Raw genomic sequence first — 24124 nt, 5'->3', positions numbered from 1 at the left:
TATAACGAGAATATTATGAAAAATCTTGCAGGCAAAGTGGCACTGGTATCTGGGTCAGGACGCGGGATTGGCCGCGCGATTGCATTGAAGCTCGCACGTCACGGTGCACGCGTTGTCGTCAATGACCTTGATGAAGCCCCCGCTCTTGAAGTCGTCGAAGCAATTCGCTTAGAAGGTGGTGAAGCCGTCGCTTGCGTAGGCAGTGTCACCGCCGAAGGTTTTGCGGAACGTTTTGTACAAACGGCTATCGATCACTTTCAAGGGTTAGACATTATCGTAAACAACGCTGGATATACTTGGGATAACGTCATCCAAAAAATGTCAGATGAACAATGGGATGCCATTTTGGATGTGCATTTAAAGGCGCCATTCAAAATTCTTCGCGCGGCACAGCCCATAATACGTGCCTTTAGCAAGGCTGAAGCCGAAGCAGGACATGAAGTGTTTCGTAAAGTCGTCAATATCTCATCCATCGCGGGTCTTGGGGGCAATGCAGGTCAAGCCAATTACTCTGCGGGCAAAGCAGGCATTATCGGCTTGACACTTGCTCTGGCGAAAGAATGGGGACGGATGAAAGTCAACGTTAACTGCGTAGCATTTGGCTTTATCAAAACACGCTTGACCGAAGCCACAGCCGACGCAAATGCCTCAGTCGATATCGAAGGTCGTCACATCAAAGTTGGGCTCAACCCTGATCTTGCCAAATCTTTTGAACGTTCTATTCCACTGGGTCGTGCAGGCACCCCAGAAGAAGCAGCGAATGCAGTCTACTTATTATGCACCCCTGAATCTGACTATATCAGTGGACAAACCCTAGTCTGTGGTGGCGGTCTATCAGGAACTTAAGACATAGATAAATCACTTTTTAATTAGGAGTAAAGATTTTGAATACGCAAAAAAAACGCTGGATGGACTCAGATCTGGAAATGTATCGCGACAGTGTCCGTCGTTTTGTACAAACCGAAATTGCAGCGCATGATGAAAAATGGGCTAAGCAGCAGCACGTTGACCGCAACCTGTGGAATAAAGCAGGTGAATTGGGTATCTTGTTAGCGGATGTCCCTGATGAGTTTGGCGGTAGTGGTGGTAACTTTGCGCATATGGCGATTCTTTTTGAAGAGTTGGCTTATGCTGGTGATCGTGCCTTTGGTGCACATGTGCATGCCATTGCAGCCCATTACATCCTTAATCAAGGAACAGATGCCCAGAAAGCAAAATATCTCCCCTTGCTCGCCTCTGGCGAGATGATTGGCGCAATTGCCATGTCTGAGCCCGGTGCAGGATCTGATCTACAAGGCATTCGTACTCGTGCGGTAAGAGATGGCGACGACTATGTCATTAGCGGCTCCAAGATATTTATCTCAAATGGTTATCTTGCAGATCTGATCGTTGTGGTCACCAAAACTGATCCTGAAGCCGGTGCCAAGGGCATCTCGTTGATCATGGTCGAAGCCAAAGAGGTAAAAGGTTTCAAAGTCGGGCGCATTCTTGAAAAGTTGGGACAAAAGGGGCAAGACACCTGTGAATTGTTCTTTGATGAAGTTCGCGTCCCTGTAGAAAACCTATTAGGGGGTATTGAAGGAAAAGGCTTTGCCCATCTGATGAGTGAGCTGCCTTATGAACGCCTCATGCTGGGGATTGGGGCAATGGCCAGTATAGAACGTGCAATAGACTTGACGGTAACCTATACCAAAGAACGCAAAGCCTTCGGTAAGCCTTTACTAGAGATGCAAAATACACGTTTTAAACTTGCGGACGCCAAAGCTCAAGCCGTCATGGCACGCGCTTTTGTCGATGAATGTATTCAGCGTATGATCGACAATGAACTTGATACTGTGACGGCATCAATCGTCAAGCTGAACTTAAGCGAACTTGAATGTACGATTATAGACGAATGTCTCCAGTTCTTCGGCGGCTATGGCTATATGCTGGAATATCCGATTACGCAGATGTATGCAGATGCTCGCGTTCAGCGGATCTATGGGGGTGCCAGCGAAATTATGAAAGAGATCATTGCTCGCTCACTCTAATGTAGAGCCCTTCCCTCACGATATCAGTCGATGTCTTTTAGCATCATGAAGTACAGAGTCACTGCTGGTTCTGTATTTCAGACGCTATATAGCTGACCGCCATATTTCCTAGCCCTTCAATCAACTGTTCAAAACTGATAGAAGGGTTAGGGTCACTTAAGTATCTCAATATAATTAAAATGCCACCATTGATCACCATATAGCTAAACGTCGGAATATTACGAATCCGCATGAGGTCGGGATGATGCATTACATATTGAATAATGACTTCTTGCAGTTTCTTCTCGATTTCCTTGATGTAATTGGACAGATGAGGATCTAACAGGTGCATTGTTTGACGGCTGTATTTCAAATAGCGGCCATCCTCTTTGAGTAGCATTTCTGTGAAGGTATTCAGTATAAGCGTAGTAGCACCTCTGACATCCATCTGAATAAGCTCAGGTGTAATCGCATTGAGCATCGTAAGAATATCATCAATAAAATGACGCTCCATGGCTTCATACACAGCTTCCTTATTAGAAAAATACTGGTACAACGTTCCTGGGCTTATTCCTGCAATATCAGCAATGTGAACGGTTGTTGTATGCAAAATTCCATGTTTGGCAATTGAAATAAACCCTGCCTCAATGATGGCATCTACCGATACTTTGGCACGTTTTTGCTGCGGTTGTCTGCGGATCATAACCTGAATTGAATCTGAATAATTATTCAGAATATACTCTCATCTAGACATCGTTAACGTCAATGACAAAACACGTATATATAGAGCCTGCTTTAATAAATTTGATCAAAATGACTATAGCATTTCTGCCAAATTGAGCGCACTTTATAGGCATATCCTTCTATATCAGACTGCAGGATTATCATCATGACTAGTATCCCAGATTTATCCAGAAATCGTTTTCCCGTGCGCCGTATGGATTTTGATTTTGCGGAAACCAAACAATATTGGTTTAATAATGATGCGGGTTTAACCCACTTTATGACGGCCCTATCCGCTTTATTTCCGGTCGGTGAACGTTTCTTTGTGGACAGCGTGCGCGCCGTTCGTAAGAACCCTAAAATTGCAGACAATGTCGACTTGCAAGCACAAATCAGTGCTTTCATTGGTCAAGAAGCGATGCACTCCAAAGAACATCATGCACTCAATATGCACGCGAGTGAATTTGGCTATAAAGATATCGAGTGGATGGAGGCTTTCACCGCTACAGTGCTCAGCGCAAGAAAAATCCTTACCCCCTTCGCACCCATCGAAATGATTGACCTTGCGGCTACTTGTGCATTGGAGCACTTTACGGCACTGCTTGCAGAGCAGGTTCTCAACAATCCAAAATTCCAAAGCATGATGGCTGGTGATCCTGTAATGCTTAAGTTATGGCTATGGCATTGTGTTGAAGAAACTGAGCATAAAGCAGTAGCTTATGATGTCTACAAAAACATCTACGGCACTGATAAAGGGAGTGCCTATGTATTGCGTATCGTGGGCATCTTAATGGCAACCACATTGATCCTCGGCACGCAAAGCTATTTTACAGCGCGTCTACTTCAGAAAGATGGCAAGTTAGCGCCAAAGTATTGGCTGAAAGTTGCAAATACATTTTACGGCATTAATGGTTTATTTATTAAAGCGATACCGCACTTTTTAGATTACTTCAAACCAAGTTTCCACCCAAACGATCACAATACGATTCGCTTACTAAGCGACTGGAAACGAAATTTGTCTCTGTCTGAATATAAACCGTCATGATTAGCCTCTTTATTTAAAGCTTTCTTATGAATGAATAAAAAAAACACCGCAAACTGCGGTGTTTCTTTATTTAAAATACCCTATAGAAAAAGAGGCAATATCACCCGAAAAACAGCACCACCTTCGGGATGATTATAGGCAGATATCACACCTTGATGCTGCTCTACCAGACTGCGCACAACCGCTAGACCTAGCCCTGAACCTCCTGTTGCCCGCGAGCGCGACTGATCCAAACGATAGAAAGGATCAAAAATACGCTCACTCATACCTTGAGGTAGTCCCGCACCGTGATCCCGAACCTCAAATATTGCAGAGTCAGTCTCTGGGTAAACATTCAGTTCTACACGCTTACCATTTTTTGCGTAGCGAAGAGCATTCTCAACCAAATTAGAAATGATCTGATTGATACGATCTCGATCCGCAAACACCCTTGCGCTTTGTACATTGACCACCAGCGTCACCCCACTTTCTAAAGCGCGATCGGCATAATTAGGGGCAAAGTCACGAACAAGTTCAGCCAAGTCAGACTCGACACAATACAAGGTTAGTTTCTCAGCATTATCAAGTCCCAGAGTATGTACATCTTCGACTAAGCGCACTAAATGCTGGGTTTGCTCTAGCAATTTACGATGCTCTGCTGCACTGGGCGGAATGACCCCATCACACAGTGCATGTAATCGCCCATTTAAGATGGTTAGTGGCGTACGTAACTCGTGAGAAATAGCCGCTGCAGTTGCTTTGCGCTCTCGTTCTAAATCTTCAATCGAGCTTGCCATTTGATTGAAATTGGCAATCATATTGGCGAGTTCATTATTTCCCGTCAATATTTGCGCCCGTACAGTAAGATCGCCAGCTGCAATCATACTGGCCGCTTCAGCAATTGACGCTACTGGTCGAATAAACATCCGTGTTAATACAAATGCAAGTCCAAGCCCTGCTAAAAGGCTAATGATCAGCCCTAAAATTAAAGGTAATAACTCACTATTCCCCGATAAACCGTCAGAACCATCCATCGCAAACTGGGTGAGATAAGCACAAAGCTCAGGACTACTCTGATCAGGAGAAATAACACTTCTCGCCACTTCGGCACGCTTATCAGCAGGAAACTGAGCCAAGAAATCTCTAAACTGTAATTGCTCACGAATCTCTACACTGATCACAAAAACACTGATCGTGACTAAAACGAACAATGTCATGTATATGCCAAGGCGAATCCATGTTTTCTCGAGTCTTCCAGCCATGGCAAACACTACCTTCTCATCATTTTTTAATCTGGTTATTCTGCAAATAACCGATAGCCAACACCCCGCACAGTTTGAATCAGGTCAGAGCCACCGACATCGCTGAGTTTTCGACGTAACTTGCTTAAATGAGAGTCAATGACACGATCCAACGCATCGCTCTCTGGTAAACATGCATCAATCAAATCTAAACGTGTAAAACAACGCTTTGGCTGCTGTGCAAAATGTACTAATAAGCGGAACTCTGTCAATGTCAGGGGCAGCTCTTGAGAAGCACCTTTATCATCGATAAAAAGTGCGGTATAGGAATCCTGATTAATGGTTAAACGTCCAACGCGTAATAACTTATCCGTAGCAACTGACTTATTACTGCGTCTAAGTACCGTCCTGATTCGTGCAATCAACTCCGCAGGATTAAAAGGTTTTGCAATATAATCATCTGCGCCTAATCGTAGGCTTAATAATTTATTAATATCATCAGTCAATGCGGTCAACATAATGATAGGGACATTACTGACCCCGCGAATTGTTTGCAATATATCCAAACCATCCGGACCAGGTATACGAATATCTAATAAAATCAGATCTGGATTGATTTGCCGCCAAGATTGCAAGCCATGTCGACCATTGCTGACATGTTCAGTTTTAAAACCTTCATGCTGTAAATACATTTGTAATATCTCAGCAATCTCAGGTTCATCTTCAATAATTAGAATTAATTGGTCTTGATTAGTCATCTGAATTCTCTGCATAACATTTTTTGCGTATTAGAAATCATCATGATACTGCTTTCCCACTCTATCAAACATGATCTATAGTGCCATGCTCAGCACAATGATGTCGTATTGAAATGATGCAAAAGAAGCAACGCTTTTAAGACCTTAATTTATGTTGTGATGTCGAAGCAAGTAAAATTTTTTAATGAATGAAATATAGCTAACCATTTAGTGAGATTCATCAAATCTCCACATTTCCTTAATCATTACTAAAGTTTGCGCTGCAAAGATTCACTCATGAATCCACATCCTTCTGAGCTCGCCACGATACGGGTGAAAACTAAATCGCCGTTATTGAGACAGCGATATGGATCAACGCTATTTGCACGCACAGCACTTGTATTTTCAGTTATGTTGCTCACGGCTTGTGCCCATAATACGCCTCCAGATTTAACCCAACATTTGCCAGAGCACTGGCAACACCAAATTCCAGAAGCCAAACTTCCCGCACCAGATTTACATGCATGGTGGAAATCATTCCATGCGCCTGATTTAGATGTACTCATTGATCAATCGCTCAAACAAAACCTCACATTAGCAGCAGCACGCGAGCATATCCGTGCGGCAAGAATACTCACAGAGAACAGCCCAAATAAATTTCTGCCAGATTTGCACTTAAGGACCGATGACTTACCCTCACCCAGTGCAACAACAAGCTACTTTCGTGCTGGAGTAGATAGTACGTGGGAGCTAGGGCTATTTGGAAAACGAGCAGCTTCACAACAAATTGCTCAAAGCGAGCTTGTCAGCGTAGAGGCACAAACCCAAATGGCTCGAGTATCGCTAGTCGCAGAGGTAGTTCGCGCATGGGTTGCACTCCGTACTGCTCAACAGCAAGTACTCCTCCTCAATCAAATGATTGATCAAATACAACAACAAATTTCTCTCGGCCAACAACGTATTGAACTGGGATTAAGCACGAGTAACTCACTATTAGCACTTCAATCAAATCAATCCCATCAAATCAAATTACGCCTTGAAAAACAATCGGAAATTGATCAAGCAATCGAACAATTGGCATTACTACAAGGACGAGACATAGGCGATCCCACATTGGTTCAACCCACTACGCTGCCTGTCATTGCAGATTTTTCTATTGAAAGTATTCCCGCAGACTTGATTCGTATTCGACCCGATATTCAGCAAGCAGAAGCTTCCGTCCTTCAAGCTGCAGGACAACTCGGTGTTGCCAAAGCTCAGCGCTATCCATCGATCAGCATCGCAGGGTCATATATGTATTCAGTTCAGCTACTTGGAAAGTTTTCATTCCATAACAGCAGTGTGCATGGTGTAGGATCGTTTGGCCCTGAAATCGATATCCCGCTCTTTGATTGGGGACAACGTAAGGCAAAAGCTGAAGCACAAGGTGCTGAATTAAATGCCGCAGTATTCTCATATCGCCAAACGGTTCTGGAAGCGGTACACGAAGTCGAGTCTTCCATTGCAAGTGTGAATGCACAAAGGCAACGCACACTTGAACAAATCAAAATGACTCATACCGCACAACATGTGTTGGCAGCGCGGCAATCACTGACCAGTCTTGGACTCGCAAGCAAGCTGGACATGCTAGATGATCAACAGTCGTTACTGCAGACCCAACTCGAACTGGCAGAAATTAATAAAGACCATGCTCTGGCATACATCACCATGTATAAAGCATTGGGCGGTGCACCAATCTATGATCCAGCTCCTCCTCTTGGTAAATCAAGCAATCTGAGCAAGGATGCCCCCCTTCCCTTATCTAGACTGGGGGGCTAAACATGGTTGCCCTTGCTCGTAAAACACTTTTCCGTGAGTGGTCTCGTTTTGTACCTGCCATTTTAGCCATTGGCTTTGCAGGCGTGCTTTTAGTTATGCAGGCCGCTTTAGTCCTGGGTATCTTTGGCAGTGCCGCCATTTACGTCAATGCTTCCTCAGCTGATATTTGGGTTGGATATCCCGGTACCCAAAGTGTCAGTTTAGGGCGATCAATTAATCGCGATATTGAAATGTTATTGCGTATGGACACCGAGATCTCTCAGGTAGAACCCGTGTTCTGGGTCGATGGTGATTGGCGTGCGGCTCAGGGGCAAGGTGGTGTTTCCATTTATTTAACAGGTATCAATGCACAGTCCAATGGCATGATGTTTGATCACATTCTTCCACCCGATTTACGTCAACGTTTATTGGAGCCTAATGCAGTTATTGTTGATCGCGCCGATATCGATACGCTAGGTGTGGTGGTGGGCGATGATGCATGGATTGATGGCAAAAAGGTTCATGTCGTTGCCACTATTGCTGGGCTTCGTGCACTTGGTGGGGTCAATGTCATTGCTTCTGAACAAACCGCTCAAATGTTGAACAATTCGGGGACGACATACCTCATTGCGCGAGTGCTTCACCAAGATCAGATTGCACCGGTAATTCAGCGCTTAAGTGATCACGCAACGTTTGGGCCTTATGAACTGTGGAGCGCCGAAGATTTTGCTTGGCGTTCACAGCGCTATTGGATGCTGGACACTGGCGCAGGTGCAGCAGTCCTGTTTTTAGCTGCAATCGTATTTTTAGTCGGTGCTGTTATAGCCAGTCAAGCCCTGACTGCAGTTGTAGTCTCTTCCGCACGTGAGTACGCAACGCTCAACGCTCTGGGGGCTGGCATCAACGCACTCCGTCGTGTCGTTCTTGCACAAGCGGCGTGGATTGGCGGATTCGGCATGATTGTAGGTGGAGTAATTAGCGCCGTGTTACTTGTAACGGCACAACAATTCGATGTTCCAATTGGAATGACACCCCTCGTGGCTGTGGTTTGCATCGGCTTGGTACTGGGACTCGCATTGGTTTCAGGTTTGATCGCTATGTCAGGTTTGCTGCGTGCCGACCCTGCAATTTTGATGCGATAGGAAAAAAAAAATGACTATCCTATCCCCGACTCATCCATCTAGCTCTATAGCGAAGCCAAGTTTAATCGCAGATAAGATCAGCAAATCCTTTACCTCAGGATTGGTCAGTATCCAAATTCTCTCCAATCTTTCCCTCGCCATTCTTCCTAATGAGTTGACGCTCATTTCAGGGCCATCAGGGTGTGGAAAAAGTACGTTGCTGTCTATTCTAAGCGGATTACAACATCCAGATCAGGGCAAAACCTGGGCTTTAGATCAAGAGCTCAGTAGATCGACCAAACGTGAACTTGAATATTTCAGACTGCATCATACGGGTTTTATTTTTCAAGGTTTTAATCTGTTTCCTGCTCTCACTGCCTGCGAGCAAATAGAACTTCCACTGGGCTATTTAGGTTTAACACCAGCACAATGCCGCGCGCGTGCGCTTGAAGCGCTACATGAGGTTGGGCTCGGACATCGGGTCCATCAGCGCCCCTCTGCACTTTCGGGCGGAGAAAAACAACGTGTCGCGATTGCACGTGCCCTAGCGAAACAGCCTAAGTTTCTATTCGCAGATGAGCCTACAAGTGCACTTGATGCGGCAAGCGGACAAGTGGTCATTAATATTTTACGCCGGATCGCCCATCAAAGAGGAGCGACTGTATTGTGCGTCAGTCATGATCACCGCCTGATTCAACATGCGGATCGTATACTTGAAATGGAAGACGGCGCTATCCATCGCGACTGGCGTACCGTAGACCAACTCCAAAACCACTCCTCGTCGACCCCCATGCCGGACTGGTCTTTATGATAAAAAAATTGCACTCTATAAACTCTAAACTCAAAAAAACTGTTCGATCTTCTTCGATACTGTTGGTGTTCGCAAGCACGTTTATATTGACCGCTTGCCATGATCAAGACAGCAGCACCACAGCCGCAACTTCGCCTGTAACAGACTATGTGGCGATGGCACGCGGTAAAGTTGATGTGGAAGGCGGACTCCTTGATATCATCGCTCCCGAAAATGCTGTATTCAGTCAAGTCAATGTTCATGTTGGAGACATAGTCAAGCACGGACAGGTGTTAGCGCAGCTCGACAATCAAGCTGATCGCCTTGCTGTCTCGCAAGCACAAGCTGCATTAGAACAAGCTAAAGCTCAACAAACAGCTCAGGCTATTCATTTACCCGCCACAGCACTTTCAGCCAAACGCTTGCAAAAAGCTGCTGCATTAGGAATTGCACAACAGCAACAAGCCGATGATGCCACACAAGCTGCACAGCAAGCGCAAGCCGAAAATAGCGTTGCTCTAGCAGCAACTCACATCGCAGAGCAGAAAGTGGCTGAAGCAGAATATGCTTTACAAAAACGCACACTTCGAGCTCCGCAGGATGCCGAAGTGATTAAGGTATTCGTACAACCGGGCAGCGTATTGACCGCTGAACAGAGGGTCGCGTTCACACTCCTGCCTAAACATCCAATCATTATCCGCGCTGAAGTGAATGAAAGTTTTATTCCTAAAATAAAAATAGGCATGAGAGCCGGCTTATTGCCAGACAGCGCTTCAACCACATCAAAGATCACACCGATTACTGCGCATGTGACGCAGATCGGTAAGGTCTACGAACCAACACATCTGAACAGCGACGCGATCCAACAAAATAATCGTGTCATTGTCTGTTTACTCACTCTGGACTCTTCGGCAGAGCAACAACTGCAATCACAGCATTTATTAATCGGTCAAAACGTCTTGGTGAAATTTTATGACTAAATTATTTAACCCTAAAAATTATCCCCACTTGAGCAAAGCCATCATGCAGGACAAGACAGTGTCCCCATGGATTATTCTTTGTGATTTTGATGGCACGATTAGCCTTGAAGACACCACTGACGTTCTCCTTGAAAACTTCGGCATGATGGGCTGGCAAGCCCTAGAGCAAGATTGGCTAGATGGTCAAATTGGTTCACGCGAATGCATGGGTGCTCAAATTGCCTTACTCGATGTGAGCCATGAAACGCTCTATCGACAGCTCGCAGAGATAGAAATTGATCCGAATTTTAAAGACTTCGTCGCACTAGCAAATCGCTATGGCATCGCTACACAGATTGTGAGTGATGGTTTAGATTCCGCGATTGAATTTATTTTGAAACGCAATGGTTTGGAGCATTTACCCGTTTTTGCCAATCGACTCATTGAAGAGCAGGATAACCGCTGGTCTCTGGCATTCCCCTATGCGGATGACCAGTGTTTAAAAGCGAGCGGCAATTGCAAATGTGCACGTGCTGCCAATGTCAAAATCACACCGCAACTCACCTCACAACGGATTCTTTATATCGGAGATGGAAGCTCCGACTTTTGTGTTTCAAATCGCGTTGATTTGGTCCTTGCGAAAGACAAGCTGATCGATTATTGCCGCGAAGAACGCATCACCCACTATCACATCCAAAATTTTAATGATGCCATTGCATTACTCCCTGAAATTTTATCAGCTGAGTCTGCAGAAGCTTCTAAATCAACGCCCCCATCAACTGCATCATCATCAGGGTGAATGCTAAAAAACTGATGAACCCAAATATTTTTCAAAACACATTAGGTAAGCCATATGATCCAAAGCAATGAATATTTTTTTGAAGGGCATGCGCTCAAAGATTGTGGACGCATTGGCGTACTCCTTATTCATGGCTTAACCGGCACTCCAAATGAAATGAAAATGGTGGGCAAAGGATTGAATCGAGCAGGCTTTACCGTGTACGGCATGCAACTGGCTGGTCACTGCGGTGATGTGGCAGATTTAAATCAAACCTCATGGCAGGATTGGTATGCCAGTGTAGAAGTAGCAGCCAAGCAACTGAAAGAGAAGGTTGACCATGTCTTTGTAGCAGGCTTATCCATGGGTGCGCTTCTTGCGTTAAAACTGGCTGCAGATCAGCCTAAGCTGATTGCGGGCGTAGGCGTTTATGGCCCAACATTCCGTTATGATGGCTGGAGTATCCCCCGTTATGCACGCTATCTCAATTTTTTATTGATTTGGTTTAAAAAATTTAATGTATTTCAGAACGGTATTTTCATCGAACAACCTCCTTATGGTCTGAAGGATGAACGTCTCCGTGCACGTGTTGCTGCCAGTATGTTTAGTGGCGATAGTGCAGCAGCAGGACTCGCTGGTAATCCTTACCCTGCATTGGCAGAAATGCTCAAATTGTCTGCGTTAGTCCGTCATCAGCTCCCTAATGTTACAGCGCCCTGCTTATTAATCCATGCCAGCGAAGACGATGTTGCGAACGTCAGTAACTCTCTTCTGGTCCAGAAAAAAATTAGTGCGGAAAGCCAACTCGTGCTACTCGAAGATAGCTACCATCTCATCACCATTGATCGTGAATATAAAAAAGTCATTGATCATAGCGTGACGTACTTTAAAGCGATTGCAGAAAAGTCTGTTCAAGTCAATCCTGATCAGGTTGCCGCATGAGCTATCTCACCCTTGTACTCTGGCTTAGTAACATCATTCTCGACACCACAGGACAGTTATCCTTTAAAGCCGCTGCACGCCAACCCCACTCAGAGGCTGTTGGTCGACACTATTGGATGACCGTCTTTCAACAACCTTGGCTTTGGTTTGGTATCCTCTGCTATGTGATTGAATTCGTTGTCTGGATTGCATTTTTATCTCTAGTCCCGCTTTCACAAGGCGTATTGCTCGGATCTATCAATATTGTCGTGATCCTCTTGGCAGGGCGTTATTTCTTTACCGAGCATTTGACACCAATGCGTGTGATCGGCGTATTGCTGGTCACTTGCGGCGTGGCTCTAGTGGGGCTTGCGTCATGAAACGTTTTTATGTGATTGGATTCTTGTTGCTGATGGGATTCGATACCTTGGCCCAGCTCGGCTTAAAATATACTGCTATTCATGCCCTTCCTCTTGTCGCAAGCACTGAGTGGCTACTAAGAATCCTCAGTCAACCGTGGATATACATTGCCTTGATCGGTTATTTAGGGGCGTTTTTCATGTGGCTGACATTACTCAAGAAGGCACCCATTGGTCCGGCCTTTGCAGCGTCCCATTTGGATGTCATCAGCGTTATGTTTTGTTCGCATTGGCTATTCAACGAGCATTTAAGTCTTGTACAGCTAGCGGGAGCAGGACTTATTCTATGTGGAATTGTTTGCCTTGCTGTTAGCGAGTCTAAAAATGAAGATCATCAAGTAGACCCCATCAAGGTCAACTGATTAACCCCATGATTAGACCCGAGTAGCCTTGCTCAAGGCTACCTGCAAGCGGTCATTTAAGGCATGATGCTGCAATTGCCGGCGCTGGACATCTGCTAACTCTGGAAGCTCTTGACCATCCATCGAACTCATCCAGCGCTTCCACCAGGTTGTATACTGCCATGATGAAATCTCACCTGTCACATCACTACCAATGATGTTTCCCTCCAGCGCCGCAATAATCCGCATGACATGCGCTTCCAGTAAAACACCCTGATCCCAGTTTGTTTGAGCGACTTCTGGTGCAAACACATCTTTATCAATGCTGAGATAAATCGGACGCGAAGAATCAGCGCGTGCATTATGATGTGAGATAAACGCTTTAACCAATGCATCCGCACTTTCAAACCGATGAAAGGCATGCGCCAGACCGACATATTTTGCCCAACTCACCTCCACATCCAGACACCAATAACTGACCTTATGCTGATAAAGCGGCGCTAAATAGTTCTCCCATGCATGTGCAGCACCAATATCTGATGACGTAATTCCAATCACATGGATATGCTGAACAAAGGGCAGCTTTGCGACATGCTTGACCCAAGAACCGCAATGCACGCCAAAAGGAAAACGCATATTATCTGGATGATTATCAAAGACAACCACATCAATGGGATCAGCTTTGGAATAGACACCTCTCAATCGCTCAAGTAGCGCTAAGGTGACGTGATGATAATCCCCACTCCCCATAAATACCGTACCATAGGCTTCTGGTAGTTGATGATCAAGGTACTCACTCAATTGGCTAAACGTCGAAAGACCACATCCAAAGCGAACACGCTCTTGCCAGTCGAATAAATCGATACGATTTTCATCAGTAAATGGACCCACGGCATGATCAAAATCCAAAACCAAAGGCCGCGTCAAATCCAACTCGTTTTTACTCATCATGCACTCATTTAACTTATTACTGTTTTATGGATTATTTCTGTGCAATCAATAATTCGTGATGCTCAAACCATTGGCGGTCACCTTCAAAATAAGAAGACAACGCATTGAGTAAGCCGCGTAAAAGAGGATTACGAATAAATACCGCATGCTGTGTCCACGTAAACTGAGCACCCAGCTCAGCTTTTATCTCAGGATCAGTCCATCCCGCAATATAACGTGTTAACCCGTGATCCAATGCATATTGCAAGTTCTCAAACCAACTAACCGTATAGATATTACATTGCCTTGCCTCGGGATAAAGCAGGCCAATATATTTATCCACCAAAGTGTTGTTCTCTACGAAACAAATATTGAAGGCAATCAATTGTCCAGATTTTCGATAAGTGAAAATGACGCCATTTAGCTGACTATCTTGTAATACTGCTTCAAAAAAATCACGGCTCAATAAGTCAAAATGAATCTCACTCTGTTCATACACATTGAGATACAGTCGGTAATACTCATCAATCAGATCAGAATCCAAAAATTGACGGTCTCCGGATTGAATACAATCTACGGTCAAATCTTGACGAGACCTGAGTTTACGACGAATATTTCTGCGGCGACTACTTGAAAGACGATTCAAATAATCCGCTGTCGAATCAAAATCTATTTTGACCCATGCTAGAGCCTGTCCTTCAACCCTGACAAATTTTGCACCAATACAAGCCGACATGAGGTTCGCAGCATAATCGTTATCTTGTGCTGTCAACAACGGTGACTGCTGAGGAATATCTTTAATAATTAGAAAAGGGAAATGCGCGGCATGCTGATCTTTCATCTGTAAAACCAAGTCACTTGCAGAGACTGATTTAGACAGCGGCACATACTCAGAAACGGTAGTTCCCATAAAGCAGGTGTATGGTTTAAGTAACTGCGACCAATAGCGATAAAATGGAATTTTGGCAATTTTCTGACGTAGAGATAAATCTAGCGTCGTCAGCAAATCAAAATGAGCAAAGAATAATGGCGCTCCACTCTTCTCTTGTTGTAGGACTTTAAAGTCTTGCGGCGGATGATCTAAGAAATGTTGAATCAACCCATTGGGTTCTAGCTGATTTAAGAAATGCATAAGAAGTGACCTATCCGCTAGAACATGGGTAAAAGGGAGAAGCCTGATCAGCACTCTCCCTCATTTAAACAGTGCCAATCAATCGATTAGCACTATTCTTTAATCCATTACCATTACATTTCACGTTTCGCGCGGGTCAGTAATTGATCAAGCAGTGCTATGCCTTGATCAATTTCAGCACGGGTTATATAGAGTGATGGTGCAAACGTAATGACGTTTTTGTAATAGCCACCAACATCCAACACCAGACCCATTTTCTTGCCTTCCCAATCAAGGTCACCGGATAAGCCGATATGAACCATCTTATCGAGGAGCTCACGGTTTGGCGCAAAGCCATCTTCCATACAGATTTCTGCGCGCAGGGCGAGGCCTAAGCCATCTACATCACCAATTTCTTTATGACGCTTTTGCAGCTCTTGCAAACCTTCAAGGAAATAAGCTCCACTGGCCATAACCATGCTTTCAAAGTCGATTTCACGTGTCATTTTCATGACTTCGAGGCCAAGTGCCGTTCCCAGTGGATTTGAGGCAAAGGTGGAATGGGTTGAACCCGGCGGGAAGATTGTTGGGTTGATCAACTCTTCACGCGCCCATAGCCCGCCCAATGGATTCATACCATTGGTCAATGCTTTGGCAAAAACGAGCACATCAGGCTTCACATCAAAATGTTCAATCGACCACAATTTACCAGTGCGATAAAAGCCCATTTGAATTTCATCAACAACAAGCAGTACGCCATGTTGATCAAGCACTTGCTTCAAGCCTTTGAAGAAATTACGTGGCGGAATCACGTATCCACCGGTTCCTTGAATCGGCTCAACATAGAATGCAGCGTATTCAGCTTGTTTGGTTTTTGGATCCCAAACACCGTTGTATTCAGTTTCAAATAAACGAGCAAAATCTTTGACACAGAAATCACCATATTCTTCCGCAGTCATGCCTTTAGGACGACGGAAAGGATATGGAAAAGGCACAAAATGTGCACGATCACCAAAATGTCCAAAGCGGCGGCGATAGCGATAGCTCGATGTAATTGCAGAAGCACCCAGAGTCCGGCCGTGATAACCACCCTCAAATGCAAACATTAAGCTCTTGCCATTGGAAGCATTACGGACAATCTTAAGAGAATCTTCGATAGACTGCGAACCACCCACGTTGAAATGAATCCGACCATCCATGCCAAATTTGCTTTTCATATCTTCGGCAATGACTTTGGCTAATTCGATTTTGGTCGGGTGCAGATATTGGCTAGCGACTTGAGGAAGAAGATCAATTTGGCGCTTCAACACATTATTGAGACGTTCATTTTTATAGCCGAAATTGACTGCGGAATACCACATTTGCAAATCGAGATAAGGCGTACCATTTTCATCGTATAAATAACTACCGCCACTATTTTCAAAAATCTTTGGTGGATCAACGTAATGAACAGTATCTCCAAAAGAACAATACTTGGCCTCATCAGCGAGTAGCTGGGCATTTTTAGACATAAAAACCTCAATCAGAACACGATATTGAATTACGCATGCATCTGTAATTTTCTGATTGAAATTTTCTGATAATTAACTTGCCCTACAGTGCATGAATCATGGAGACATTGTGGAGACATGGTTTTAATTTGAAGAAATGGACTGAATGGTTAAGCATAAGTAATCTTTAGTAAATTCTATGTTTAGATATAAAAAACCACCCTAATAGGTGGTTTTTTATAATTTAATTAAAGAACTTAAGCCCAGTTCGACGCAAACACAGGATTCAGCGTGGCTTGATCACTAGGAGATAAGTTAATTTGTCCTACCGCTGGTGGTGACATGCTTGCCATAGCACTCACTAAGTTCTGCACTTGCGAATCAATTAAGGTCTTACCGTCCCCAGACTTGAACAATTCAACATGGTATTGATTTCCTGCATACCAGTTTTTGATGGTCGCGGAGTTACTGGTACCAATCACTGTCACCTCTAGATCCGATCCAACGTGGCGGAACCAGAGCTGATCAGCACGAATGTCACTGCCGAGTTGCAAAATATCCTGATTCCCTGCGGTTGTATCATTCACCACAATATTGCAAAACACTGAAATGAAATTTACTTTAAATTCAAATTTAACGTGGGGAATTTCGTGGCGTATATTGTTGATCAAACAAAACCTCGATATGATCATAGGTAATAAATTGATTACTTTTACTTTGACCTAAGCAAATAAATGCTTCGGTAATCAACTGTCTGAGATAAGTTTCTTGACCTTTTAAACTTGCAGGTGTTTCATAGGGTAAAATCAAATACAAGAACCCTCCTTTTTTAGTCTCAAAATCACAAAAAAGTCCCTTATTATCCCCTTGTAATAAAACAATCTCTTGACCAACAAAGAAAGCGTACGCTGCGGCATGGTCTTCACCGGGACTAGCAATCAAATTATTGATTAATAGCAATGCCATATCTCTTTCTTCATCAACAAAAGAGGGGCACAAATACAATTTATCTGGATAAACATAGTTATGTTTTTTTTTGTATTTCTTTTGGAATCTCACGTTCATAACGTTCGGCATAGTGTGCTGAGATTTCATCAGAACCCCATTTTTCCACAAAACTCATCGTTGTCATCCTCTATAAATTATCGTTTAATTCTTTGCTGCTATTTTATCCAACTGCTCTCGGCATCGCCTTACCCTCTCTGATTTAAACAACCAACATAGTATTGGTTTCCTATTTATATCGATTTTTTGATGATTGTATTGTGACACTTAGAACCCGCCCCTGACGAAATCTGAGCAAATCAACTGATGTCGCTATTGATAAAAATTAAAAGAGTAATAATCCGAACTTTTTCAGACAATAAAAAAGCCTTCGCAATTACGCAAAGGCTTTATTTTAAACATCTATAATATGGTGGGCCTGCACAGACTTGAACTGTGGACCAACGGATTATGAGTCCGCTGCTCTAACCAACTGAGCTACAGGCCCATATTTGTAAAGCAATTTACTTAAAACTATAGGATCTAGCGGCGCATTTAAGCCATCTAAAACCGATCCGAAGTCTACACGATGTGAGCTAAAAGAACAAAGGCAGCCTATCCATTTGCTGAATCTTTGTACATCTTCAAACGATTTGTAGCATTAGCCGATCATGCTTCAGGTTTTCAAGTTCATCTGACCAAAAAACATAAAAATAGCAATGCATTTTCATACATATGGTCATTCAAGCCCGTGCTATTCTGGATATAGTATAGATCACAAGTCAACTTCGCCTATACTCAAAAATGAGTAAGCATAAAAAAATACACTGAGCAGAATGATTGCTATCGCAATACCTAGGGAGAGCCGATATGAGTGAATATGATTCAACGCGTCAATTAAATAGCGATCACTCAGATCCAAGCATAACAGAGAAAAAATCACGCCGTAAAAGCCTACTTGACCATACCCTCAAACATGCACGTGATGTTGCGGATATGGCTTCCGATGCCACCCGTGACTTTGTCGGCGTTGTGGGTGATGCCAAGGATGCTGCAATGAGTGTTGTTGATGTCGTCGCCTCAGGCGCAGCACGTGGCGTTGTTGGCGCTGCAAACTTTACTACGGATACGATGCGTGGCGTTGTATCCGGAACCAGTGAAACAGCACGTGACGTTGCCTTACTCATGGCACGTACATTTTTGGGCAATACCACACTGACACTCCCACTACCCGAACTCCTCCTGAATAAACAAATTCGCAAACGCATCGAAAAAAACTCAGACATTGACGATATTACAGTCGACTGCGGCGATGATCGTTTAAGCATAAAAATTATTGGTCATTACAAACGAGCGCTGTATACGCTTAGACTTGACTTTAACGTACTGGAATGCGAAATCAGTAAAGAGAAGTTTCTGCGTTTGCGTCAAGTCGATGAAAGCCTTGATGTGCAATTACGTGATGCCAATGTATTGACCAACTGGGCTGCCCGTAAGATCAGCAGTAAAGCGTTTGATGTGATTAATAGCTTACCAATCCCCTCTTTGATCAACCACATCATTCGTGATATTCCGGGTATTCAGCAAGAAGGCTATCGCGTTTGGTATATCGATCTAGACAAAGCAGGTTTTATCGACTTTTTAAATAATCGCTCTTGGATGCTGGATAAACTTCTCAGCCTCAGTGATTTTAGTGTATTACCTGGCTTAAATATTTTGCGTGAAAGCAAAGAGCTCATGCAGCAGTTGGTGAATCAATTTGAAGTCCGTGGTTTACGTGTACAGCCGGGGCGATTGGAAGTACAAGTAGGGATTAATAAGGACAAGGATTAAATATCCTACAAAAAAAAAGCCCTGAAAATTTCAGGGCTTTTTTGACGCTCACTCAGCAAAAATTACAGCTTGCTGGTCAGTTCTGGAACGACTTGGAACAAGTCACCAACCAAGAAGTAATCTGCAACTGTACCGATCGGCGCTTCTTCATCTTTGTTGATCGCAACGATCACTTTAGAATCTTTCATACCAGCCAAATGCTGGATCGCACCAGAGATACCGACGGCAACATACAGATCAGGTGCAACGATTTTACCAGTTTGACCAACTTGAAGATCGTTTGGTACAAAGCCTGCGTCAACAGCAGCACGTGACGCACCCATTGCTGCGCCAAGTTTGTCTACGAGTGGAACCAAAACTTTCTCGAAGTTTTCGCCATTCGCCATACCACGACCACCTGAAACAACGATACGTGCAGCAGTCAGTTCTGGACGTTCAGATTTTGCAAGCTCTTCACTTACAAATTTTGATTTGCCCAAGTCATCTGCTTCAGCAACCGCTTCAATCGCAGCAGAGCCACCAGTTGCAGCAACTGGATCAAAACCTGTACCACGTACGGTGATGACCTTGATTGAATCAGAGCTTTGTACTGTCGCAATCGCATTACCTGCATAGATTGGACGTTCAAAGGTATCAGGAGAGATCACTTTGATAATGTCAGAAATTTGACTGACATCAAGCAATGCCGCTACGCGTGGCATAAAGTTCTTGCCATTAGAGGTTGCTGCAGCAAGGATATGGGTATAAGCCTTACCAACGTTTGCAACGAGCAAGCTTACGTTTTCAGCCAATTGATGCGCATAAGTGGCGTTATCAGCCAAAAGAACTTTAGAAACACCTGCAACTTGTGCTGCGGCATCAGCTGCTGCTTGAGCGCCTTGACCTGCAACCAAGATATGCACATCGCCACCAATGGCTTGAGCAGCTGCAACGACGTTCAGCGTTGCAGGTTTTAGGCTGACATTATCATGTTCGGCGTAAACCAAAATAGCCATGTTAAAACTCCTATAAAACGGAATGCGTTTTGTAGCATTTGTTTAAAATCTGTGTGATTAGAATCTATATATTTAGAATCTAAGTAAAATAAAGCACTTAAAACTTAATAAAGCCTTAATTCAGATCGAATTAGATGACTTTAGCTTCGTTTTTAAGTTTTTCGATCAACTCATCGACCGACTTCACTTTAATGCCCGCTTTACGCTCTGCTGGTGGCTCAACTTTCAGAGTTTTAACCGTTGGAGCAGTGTTCACGCCATAATCTGCTGGAGTTTTGGTTTCCAGTGGTTTTTTACGTGCTTTCATAATGTTAGGCAATGCTGCATAACGTGGCTCGTTCAAGCGCAAGTCAGTAGTCACAATCGCAGGAAGTGTCAAATCAACCACTTGTGCGCCGCCGTCAACTTCACGCTCAACTTTCAATGAAGTGCCTTCAACAGTCACTTTTGATGCAAAAGTACCTTGACCTACACCCATCAACGCAGCCAGCATTTGGCCAGCTTGGTTGTTGTCATCATCGATTGCTTGTTTACCGAGCAGGATGATTTGAGGTTGTTCTTGATCAGCAATCGCTTTCAGGATTTTAGCAACCGCCAAAGGACCTACTGCATCATCAGTTTGAACCAAAATACCGCGGTCTGCACCGAGTGCCATCGCAGAGCGAATTTGCTCTTGTGCAGCAGTTGGGCCAACAGAAACCACAACGATTTCAGTCACTACGCCTTTTTCTTTGAGGCGTACGGCTTCTTCAACTGCGATTTCGCAGAATGGATTGATCGACATTTTGACGTTGGTTAAATCGACGCCCGTTTTATCCGCTTTAACACGAACTTTAACGTTGTAATCGACAACACGTTTGACAGCAACAAGAGCCTTCATAAAATTCCTCGGCTTGGCTAGTGGATATATTCAAAAATTTTGGAAGTACGATGTAAAAAATCGAACTTTTGAGCTTTATTACTTTTTCTTTCGACGGACTTCACTTTTTTAAGCGGAGTTGAAAGCCTAGTTAAAAAAGATCAGCCTAAATATTAGAGTGCGCAGTATATTGCTATTTGAGCGCCTCAAGGTCAAGCCGAATTGATGTCTAATCAGTAAAATTCTGTGGCAAACCGTAATTCTGCCCTGATGAACACTCGGTTATGACTAAAAAAATCAACTTTTAAATTGACAATAAGCATTGTCCATAGCAGGATAAGCAATATAGTGACAACTTCCCATGTCAACAAATAGTGTCTAAGTTCCATATCAATAAAACAACTGAACGCTGATTACAGAATGAGGAGCAACTGAACATGCAAAGTACAGCGCATACGACTAATACTACTCAAGGCTTCGATAACGCCTCACATCACCCCATTACTGTGCGTCGCCCAGAATTCAACTTTGCTCAACTCCCCAAATATTATTTCAACAATAATCCACTGCTATCTCACTTACTTACAGCCCTTTCTCTCACCTTCCCGAATGGTGAGCGCTTTTTCGTTCATAGCGTACGTAATGTCAGAGATCAGGTAAAAACTGCAACGCTAAAGTCTGATGTTTCTGCATTCATTGGGCAAGAGGCTATGCACAGTCACGCGCATGAAGATTTTAATGACTTCGCGAAGCGCATCGGTCTGGATGTACAGCCGATTATTGATTCTGAATACGAAAAAGTAGAGCAAATCAAAGGGGTACTGACTCCGAAACAACAGCTGGCCGTCACCTGTGCGCTAGAGCATTTTACCGCGATCATTGCCCAATACTTACTCGAACATGATGACTTCCACAAGCAACTTCATCCAGATGCTGCACACTTATGGATGTGGCACGCTCTGGAAGAAACAGAGCATAAGGCTGTTGCGTTTGATGTCTATCGCGAGGTTTTCAATGATGAGGTCGTTCGTAAAAGGACTATGCGTATCATCACCACAACGTTCATTTCCCGAATTAGTTATATCACTGGGAAGTTATTGCTCAATGACAAAGAAGGTCGACTTCAATTTAAGCAGCATTGGCTTGCTTTCCAGCAATTAAAAGTAATGGCAAAAACACTCCTGCCTGCTTATCTGGATTATTATAAAAATGATTTTCACCCCAATCAGCATGACAGCAATGCAATCGCTAATGAATGGCGTGGAGTATTGTTTGCAAGTTAAGACGTGAATGATGCCTGATGACGTCGAAGATTACTTCCTCGCCCTCGGATGAGCCTGATCGTATACTTTGGTGAGATGCTCAAAATCAAGGTGGGTATAAATTTGGGTTGTGCTGATATTGGCATGACCTAACAACTCTTGTACTGCACGCAAATCCCCACTTCCTGCTAATAAATGGGAGGCGAAACAGTGGCGAAGCAAATGAGGATGAAGATGTTGAGCGATACCAGCACGTAGCGCTTGATGGCTGACACGTCGCTCAATGGTTCGCGGATGTAATTTTTCACCCCGCTGCTCGCTTACAAAAACATGTAACACCCCTTCAGCAGCCCAAAGATGACGATGTGGTAACCACTCCTGTAGTGCAGTAAGTGCTTTAGAACCAATAGGTAATATACGTGTCTTACGCCCCTTCCCCGTTACCGTAACAAGTTTTTGCCCTAGATCCAACATGGGTAAGGTTAAATCGGCAAGTTCAGAAAGACGTAGCCCACTACTGTATAAAAGCTCCAGAATAGCCCGATCCCTAACCCAAAGCCTTGCTTCATCGCGATCAACTGGTGCTTGCTGTTCAAGAAGCTGTTGAAGTACTTCTGCATCCATAACACTGGGTAGAGGTCTAGGTGGCCGTTGAATACTAAAGTCTTGGGCGGGGTTCTGAGTCAGAACGCCATGTTCAACCAACCACCCTGCAAAATGACGTATTGCCGACAACTCTCGCTGTAAACTCGAAGAGGAAATCCCCCCTTCCTCCATACGAAATCCTGCAAATCGCGTAATTGCAAGGCGATCCAGTACTTTAAAATAATGGCTATCTTCCAAAAGATCTATTTTTTCAACATTAGTTTCATGTAACTTATTTTTTTTTGCGTGTATCGTATTGCTTTGCTCAAATTGCAAAAAAGCCAATAATTTGCTGACATCGCGTTGATATGCCTTGAGCGTATTGGGCGAACGTTGCTGAGTCATTAAGCCAGATAGCCACTGAGTCAGAAACTGCGTATCTGACATGGACGGATTAATCAAAGACTGAACGCTCATCGCTGATTACCATTCCTGCATACGAGGGAGCTTAAACCAAACCATCGTGGATTTGTGCATCCAATTCAGCTAAACGCTCTGCCGTGCCCACATCGACCCAATGTCCATCCAGCAGTTCGCCACTGACTTGCCCTAAATGCATGGCTTGCCGAAGAATCGGTGCAAGGGGTGCCTTGCCTGCTGGGAGCCCCTCAAACAATTTAGGGGAAAGCATACTAATCCCAGCAAAGGTAAACTTACTCTCCCCTTCACTCAAAACACGATTCGATTGCAATGCAAAATCACCCAGCGGATGTTGTGGAGGATTTTGAACCAGAACTAAATGAGCTAAATCAGTTTCAAGAGGTTGGTTCACCAGTTTAGAAAAGTCGAAACGGGTCCAGATATCGCCGTTGACCAATATAAAAGGCTCATGACCCAACAAAGGAAGTGCCTTTTGAATACCGCCTGCCGTTTCCAGCGGTTCGTCTTCATGCGACCAATGAATATTGACACCGTACGCTGAACCATCGCCTAAAGCATCCACCAACTTCTGTCCGAGCCATGCTGTATTGATCACGATGTCAGTGATTCCTACACGTTGTAATGCCTCAATATGCCAAACGATCAATGGCTTACCGCCCACCTCAAGCAATGGCTTTGGGGTATGCAAAGTCAAAGGTCGCAATCGTGTTCCTAAACCAGCCGCTAAAATCATTGCACGCATTACACTACTCATCAATAAACAATTACTAAGGG

Annotated in this window: 25 protein-coding genes and 1 tRNA gene; 13 read left to right on the top strand and 13 right to left on the bottom strand. The window is 44.0% G+C overall.

Annotated elements, in window-relative coordinates; all coding sequences use genetic code 11:
- The first annotated feature begins 15 nt into the window (after positions 1-15).
- Positions 16-846, top strand: a complete 831-nt coding sequence (locus HYN46_RS05960; protein WP_210009415.1) for an SDR family NAD(P)-dependent oxidoreductase — start codon at positions 16-18, stop codon at positions 844-846.
- A gap of 62 nt (positions 847-908) precedes the next feature.
- Positions 909-2030, top strand: a complete 1122-nt coding sequence (locus HYN46_RS05955) for an acyl-CoA dehydrogenase family protein (protein ID WP_114900640.1) — start codon at positions 909-911, stop codon at positions 2028-2030.
- Positions 2031-2088: 58 nt separating this feature from the next.
- On the opposite strand, the gene HYN46_RS05950 is transcribed toward HYN46_RS05955, so the two are convergent.
- Positions 2089-2712 carry a TetR/AcrR family transcriptional regulator gene (locus HYN46_RS05950; protein ID WP_210009413.1) on the bottom strand — a complete coding sequence of 208 codons (624 nt, stop codon included), beginning with the start codon at positions 2710-2712 and terminating at the stop codon, positions 2089-2091.
- Between the two features lie 186 nt (positions 2713-2898).
- On the opposite strand from HYN46_RS05950, the gene HYN46_RS05945 reads away from it, so the two are divergent.
- Positions 2899-3777 carry a metal-dependent hydrolase gene (locus HYN46_RS05945; RefSeq protein WP_114898524.1) on the top strand — a complete coding sequence of 293 codons (879 nt, stop codon included), beginning with the start codon at positions 2899-2901 and terminating at the stop codon, positions 3775-3777.
- 80 nt (positions 3778-3857) lie between these two features.
- Here the strand turns inward: HYN46_RS05945 and HYN46_RS05940 are convergent, their stop codons facing one another.
- Together HYN46_RS05940 and HYN46_RS05935 are read right to left on the bottom strand one after the other, a co-directional pair.
- Positions 3858-5018: a sensor histidine kinase gene (locus HYN46_RS05940; RefSeq protein ID WP_162818100.1), complete on the bottom strand. Its 1161-nt coding sequence runs from the start codon at positions 5016-5018 to the stop codon at positions 3858-3860.
- A gap of 35 nt (positions 5019-5053) precedes the next feature.
- A complete protein-coding gene (locus HYN46_RS05935) occupies positions 5054-5755 on the bottom strand; it encodes a response regulator transcription factor (RefSeq protein ID WP_114898522.1) in 702 nt (233 codons plus the stop codon).
- Positions 5756-6031: 276 nt separating this feature from the next.
- On the opposite strand from HYN46_RS05935, the gene HYN46_RS05930 reads away from it, so the two are divergent.
- The 8 genes from HYN46_RS05930 (at position 6032) to HYN46_RS05895 (ending at position 12881) form a co-directional block, all read left to right on the top strand.
- Positions 6032-7552, top strand: a complete 1521-nt coding sequence (locus HYN46_RS05930) for an efflux transporter outer membrane subunit (RefSeq protein WP_114898521.1) — start codon at positions 6032-6034, stop codon at positions 7550-7552.
- A 2-nt stretch (positions 7553-7554) separates the two neighbouring features.
- Positions 7555-8673 (top strand): ABC transporter permease, encoded by a 1119-nt coding sequence (locus HYN46_RS05925; RefSeq protein WP_114898520.1) that lies wholly within the window; start codon positions 7555-7557, stop codon positions 8671-8673.
- Positions 8674-8683: 10 nt separating this feature from the next.
- The gene (locus tag HYN46_RS05920; protein WP_114898519.1) at positions 8684-9463 is read left to right on the top strand and encodes an ABC transporter ATP-binding protein; all 780 of its coding nucleotides are present in this window, start codon (positions 8684-8686) and stop codon (positions 9461-9463) included.
- Positions 9464-9549: 86 nt separating this feature from the next.
- Entirely contained in the window at positions 9550-10422 is an 873-nt protein-coding gene (locus HYN46_RS05915) for an HlyD family secretion protein (RefSeq protein ID WP_162818099.1), read from the top strand.
- The gene (locus HYN46_RS05910; RefSeq protein WP_210009409.1) at positions 10415-11200 is read left to right on the top strand and encodes an MtnX-like HAD-IB family phosphatase; all 786 of its coding nucleotides are present in this window, start codon (positions 10415-10417) and stop codon (positions 11198-11200) included. Before HYN46_RS05915 ends, HYN46_RS05910 begins: the two co-directional genes overlap by 8 nt.
- Before the next feature lie 54 nt (positions 11201-11254).
- Positions 11255-12121, top strand: a complete 867-nt coding sequence (locus tag HYN46_RS05905) for an alpha/beta hydrolase (protein WP_114898517.1) — start codon at positions 11255-11257, stop codon at positions 12119-12121.
- Positions 12118-12480: an EamA family transporter gene (locus HYN46_RS05900; RefSeq protein WP_114898516.1), complete on the top strand. Its 363-nt coding sequence runs from the start codon at positions 12118-12120 to the stop codon at positions 12478-12480. Before HYN46_RS05905 ends, HYN46_RS05900 begins: the two co-directional genes overlap by 4 nt.
- A complete protein-coding gene (locus HYN46_RS05895; RefSeq protein WP_114898515.1) occupies positions 12477-12881 on the top strand; it encodes a DMT family transporter in 405 nt (134 codons plus the stop codon). Before HYN46_RS05900 ends, HYN46_RS05895 begins: the two co-directional genes overlap by 4 nt.
- Positions 12882-12893: 12 nt before the next feature.
- Here the strand turns inward: HYN46_RS05895 and HYN46_RS05890 are convergent, their stop codons facing one another.
- The 6 genes from HYN46_RS05890 to HYN46_RS05865 all read right to left on the bottom strand — a co-directional run bounded on the left by HYN46_RS05890 (position 12894) and on the right by HYN46_RS05865 (position 17883).
- Positions 12894-13811: an arginase family protein gene (locus HYN46_RS05890; RefSeq protein ID WP_210009403.1), complete on the bottom strand. Its 918-nt coding sequence runs from the start codon at positions 13809-13811 to the stop codon at positions 12894-12896.
- 31 nt (positions 13812-13842) lie between these two features.
- Positions 13843-14922, bottom strand: a complete 1080-nt coding sequence (locus tag HYN46_RS05885; protein ID WP_114898513.1) for a GNAT family N-acetyltransferase — start codon at positions 14920-14922, stop codon at positions 13843-13845.
- Positions 14923-15035: 113 nt separating this feature from the next.
- Positions 15036-16412, bottom strand: a complete 1377-nt coding sequence (locus HYN46_RS05880; protein WP_114898512.1) for an aspartate aminotransferase family protein — start codon at positions 16410-16412, stop codon at positions 15036-15038.
- A 236-nt stretch (positions 16413-16648) separates the two neighbouring features.
- Positions 16649-16978, bottom strand: a complete 330-nt coding sequence (locus tag HYN46_RS05875; protein WP_162818098.1) for a calcium-binding protein — start codon at positions 16976-16978, stop codon at positions 16649-16651.
- A 46-nt stretch (positions 16979-17024) separates the two neighbouring features.
- A complete protein-coding gene (locus HYN46_RS05870) occupies positions 17025-17486 on the bottom strand; it encodes a hypothetical protein (RefSeq protein ID WP_162818097.1) in 462 nt (153 codons plus the stop codon).
- 320 nt (positions 17487-17806) lie between these two features.
- Positions 17807-17883, bottom strand: a tRNA-Ile gene (locus HYN46_RS05865).
- Between the two features lie 362 nt (positions 17884-18245).
- Here HYN46_RS05865 and HYN46_RS05860 point away from each other — a divergent pair.
- Complete coding sequence (locus HYN46_RS05860) at positions 18246-19208, top strand: hypothetical protein (RefSeq protein WP_114898509.1); 963 nt, start codon at positions 18246-18248, stop codon at positions 19206-19208.
- Positions 19209-19270: 62 nt separating this feature from the next.
- On the opposite strand, the gene HYN46_RS05855 is transcribed toward HYN46_RS05860, so the two are convergent.
- A complete protein-coding gene (locus tag HYN46_RS05855; RefSeq protein ID WP_114898508.1) occupies positions 19271-20203 on the bottom strand; it encodes an electron transfer flavoprotein subunit alpha/FixB family protein in 933 nt (310 codons plus the stop codon).
- Between the two features lie 130 nt (positions 20204-20333).
- Positions 20334-21083, bottom strand: coding sequence for an electron transfer flavoprotein subunit beta/FixA family protein (locus tag HYN46_RS05850; protein WP_114898507.1), 750 nt, complete (start codon positions 21081-21083; stop codon positions 20334-20336).
- 416 nt (positions 21084-21499) lie between these two features.
- On the opposite strand from HYN46_RS05850, the gene HYN46_RS05845 reads away from it, so the two are divergent.
- A complete protein-coding gene (locus tag HYN46_RS05845; RefSeq protein ID WP_114898506.1) occupies positions 21500-22345 on the top strand; it encodes a metal-dependent hydrolase in 846 nt (281 codons plus the stop codon).
- A gap of 30 nt (positions 22346-22375) precedes the next feature.
- Here the strand turns inward: HYN46_RS05845 and HYN46_RS05840 are convergent, their stop codons facing one another.
- Together HYN46_RS05840 and murU are read right to left on the bottom strand one after the other, a co-directional pair.
- The gene (locus HYN46_RS05840) at positions 22376-23386 is read right to left on the bottom strand and encodes a tyrosine-type recombinase/integrase (protein WP_407640772.1); all 1011 of its coding nucleotides are present in this window, start codon (positions 23384-23386) and stop codon (positions 22376-22378) included.
- A 31-nt stretch (positions 23387-23417) separates the two neighbouring features.
- Entirely contained in the window at positions 23418-24092 is a 675-nt protein-coding gene (gene murU / locus HYN46_RS05835) for an N-acetylmuramate alpha-1-phosphate uridylyltransferase MurU (protein ID WP_114898505.1), read from the bottom strand.
- Positions 24093-24124 lie beyond the last annotated feature (32 nt).

The organism is Aquirhabdus parva (genome assembly GCF_003351745.1).
Classification (GTDB): domain Bacteria; phylum Pseudomonadota; class Gammaproteobacteria; order Pseudomonadales; family Moraxellaceae; genus Aquirhabdus; species Aquirhabdus parva.
The sequence above is the reverse complement of the archived record's forward strand: the minus strand, read 5'-3'. Positions and strand labels throughout refer to the sequence as shown.

Excerpts from the sequence above, each read along its gene's own strand:
- HYN46_RS05960 (WP_210009415.1), top strand. The coding sequence starts at position 16 with ATGAAAAATCTTGCAGGCAAAGTGGCACTGGTATCTGGGTCAGGACGC.
- HYN46_RS05955 (WP_114900640.1), top strand. The coding sequence starts at position 909 with ATGGACTCAGATCTGGAAATGTATCGCGACAGTGTCCGTCGTTTTGTA.
- HYN46_RS05860 (WP_114898509.1), top strand. The coding sequence starts at position 18,246 with ATGAGTGAATATGATTCAACGCGTCAATTAAATAGCGATCACTCAGAT.
- HYN46_RS05895 (WP_114898515.1), top strand. The coding sequence starts at position 12,477 with ATGAAACGTTTTTATGTGATTGGATTCTTGTTGCTGATGGGATTCGAT.
- HYN46_RS05950 (WP_210009413.1), bottom strand. The coding sequence starts at position 2,712 with ATGATCCGCAGACAACCGCAGCAAAAACGTGCCAAAGTATCGGTAGAT.
- murU (WP_114898505.1), bottom strand. The coding sequence starts at position 24,092 with ATGCGTGCAATGATTTTAGCGGCTGGTTTAGGAACACGATTGCGACCT.
- HYN46_RS05905 (WP_114898517.1), top strand. The coding sequence starts at position 11,255 with ATGATCCAAAGCAATGAATATTTTTTTGAAGGGCATGCGCTCAAAGAT.
- HYN46_RS05850 (WP_114898507.1), bottom strand. The coding sequence starts at position 21,083 with ATGAAGGCTCTTGTTGCTGTCAAACGTGTTGTCGATTACAACGTTAAA.
- HYN46_RS05900 (WP_114898516.1), top strand. The coding sequence starts at position 12,118 with ATGAGCTATCTCACCCTTGTACTCTGGCTTAGTAACATCATTCTCGAC.
- HYN46_RS05890 (WP_210009403.1), bottom strand. The coding sequence starts at position 13,811 with ATGATGAGTAAAAACGAGTTGGATTTGACGCGGCCTTTGGTTTTGGAT.
- HYN46_RS05910 (WP_210009409.1), top strand. The coding sequence starts at position 10,415 with ATGACTAAATTATTTAACCCTAAAAATTATCCCCACTTGAGCAAAGCC.
- HYN46_RS05870 (WP_162818097.1), bottom strand. The coding sequence starts at position 17,486 with ATGAAATCTCAGCACACTATGCCGAACGTTATGAACGTGAGATTCCAA.
- HYN46_RS05885 (WP_114898513.1), bottom strand. The coding sequence starts at position 14,922 with ATGCATTTCTTAAATCAGCTAGAACCCAATGGGTTGATTCAACATTTC.
- HYN46_RS05845 (WP_114898506.1), top strand. The coding sequence starts at position 21,500 with ATGCAAAGTACAGCGCATACGACTAATACTACTCAAGGCTTCGATAAC.
- HYN46_RS05855 (WP_114898508.1), bottom strand. The coding sequence starts at position 20,203 with ATGGCTATTTTGGTTTACGCCGAACATGATAATGTCAGCCTAAAACCT.
- HYN46_RS05920 (WP_114898519.1), top strand. The coding sequence starts at position 8,684 with ATGACTATCCTATCCCCGACTCATCCATCTAGCTCTATAGCGAAGCCA.
- HYN46_RS05930 (WP_114898521.1), top strand. The coding sequence starts at position 6,032 with ATGAATCCACATCCTTCTGAGCTCGCCACGATACGGGTGAAAACTAAA.
- HYN46_RS05940 (WP_162818100.1), bottom strand. The coding sequence starts at position 5,018 with ATGGCTGGAAGACTCGAGAAAACATGGATTCGCCTTGGCATATACATG.
- HYN46_RS05935 (WP_114898522.1), bottom strand. The coding sequence starts at position 5,755 with ATGACTAATCAAGACCAATTAATTCTAATTATTGAAGATGAACCTGAG.
- HYN46_RS05840 (WP_407640772.1), bottom strand. The coding sequence starts at position 23,386 with ATGAGCGTTCAGTCTTTGATTAATCCGTCCATGTCAGATACGCAGTTT.
- HYN46_RS05925 (WP_114898520.1), top strand. The coding sequence starts at position 7,555 with ATGGTTGCCCTTGCTCGTAAAACACTTTTCCGTGAGTGGTCTCGTTTT.
- HYN46_RS05945 (WP_114898524.1), top strand. The coding sequence starts at position 2,899 with ATGACTAGTATCCCAGATTTATCCAGAAATCGTTTTCCCGTGCGCCGT.
- HYN46_RS05880 (WP_114898512.1), bottom strand. The coding sequence starts at position 16,412 with ATGTCTAAAAATGCCCAGCTACTCGCTGATGAGGCCAAGTATTGTTCT.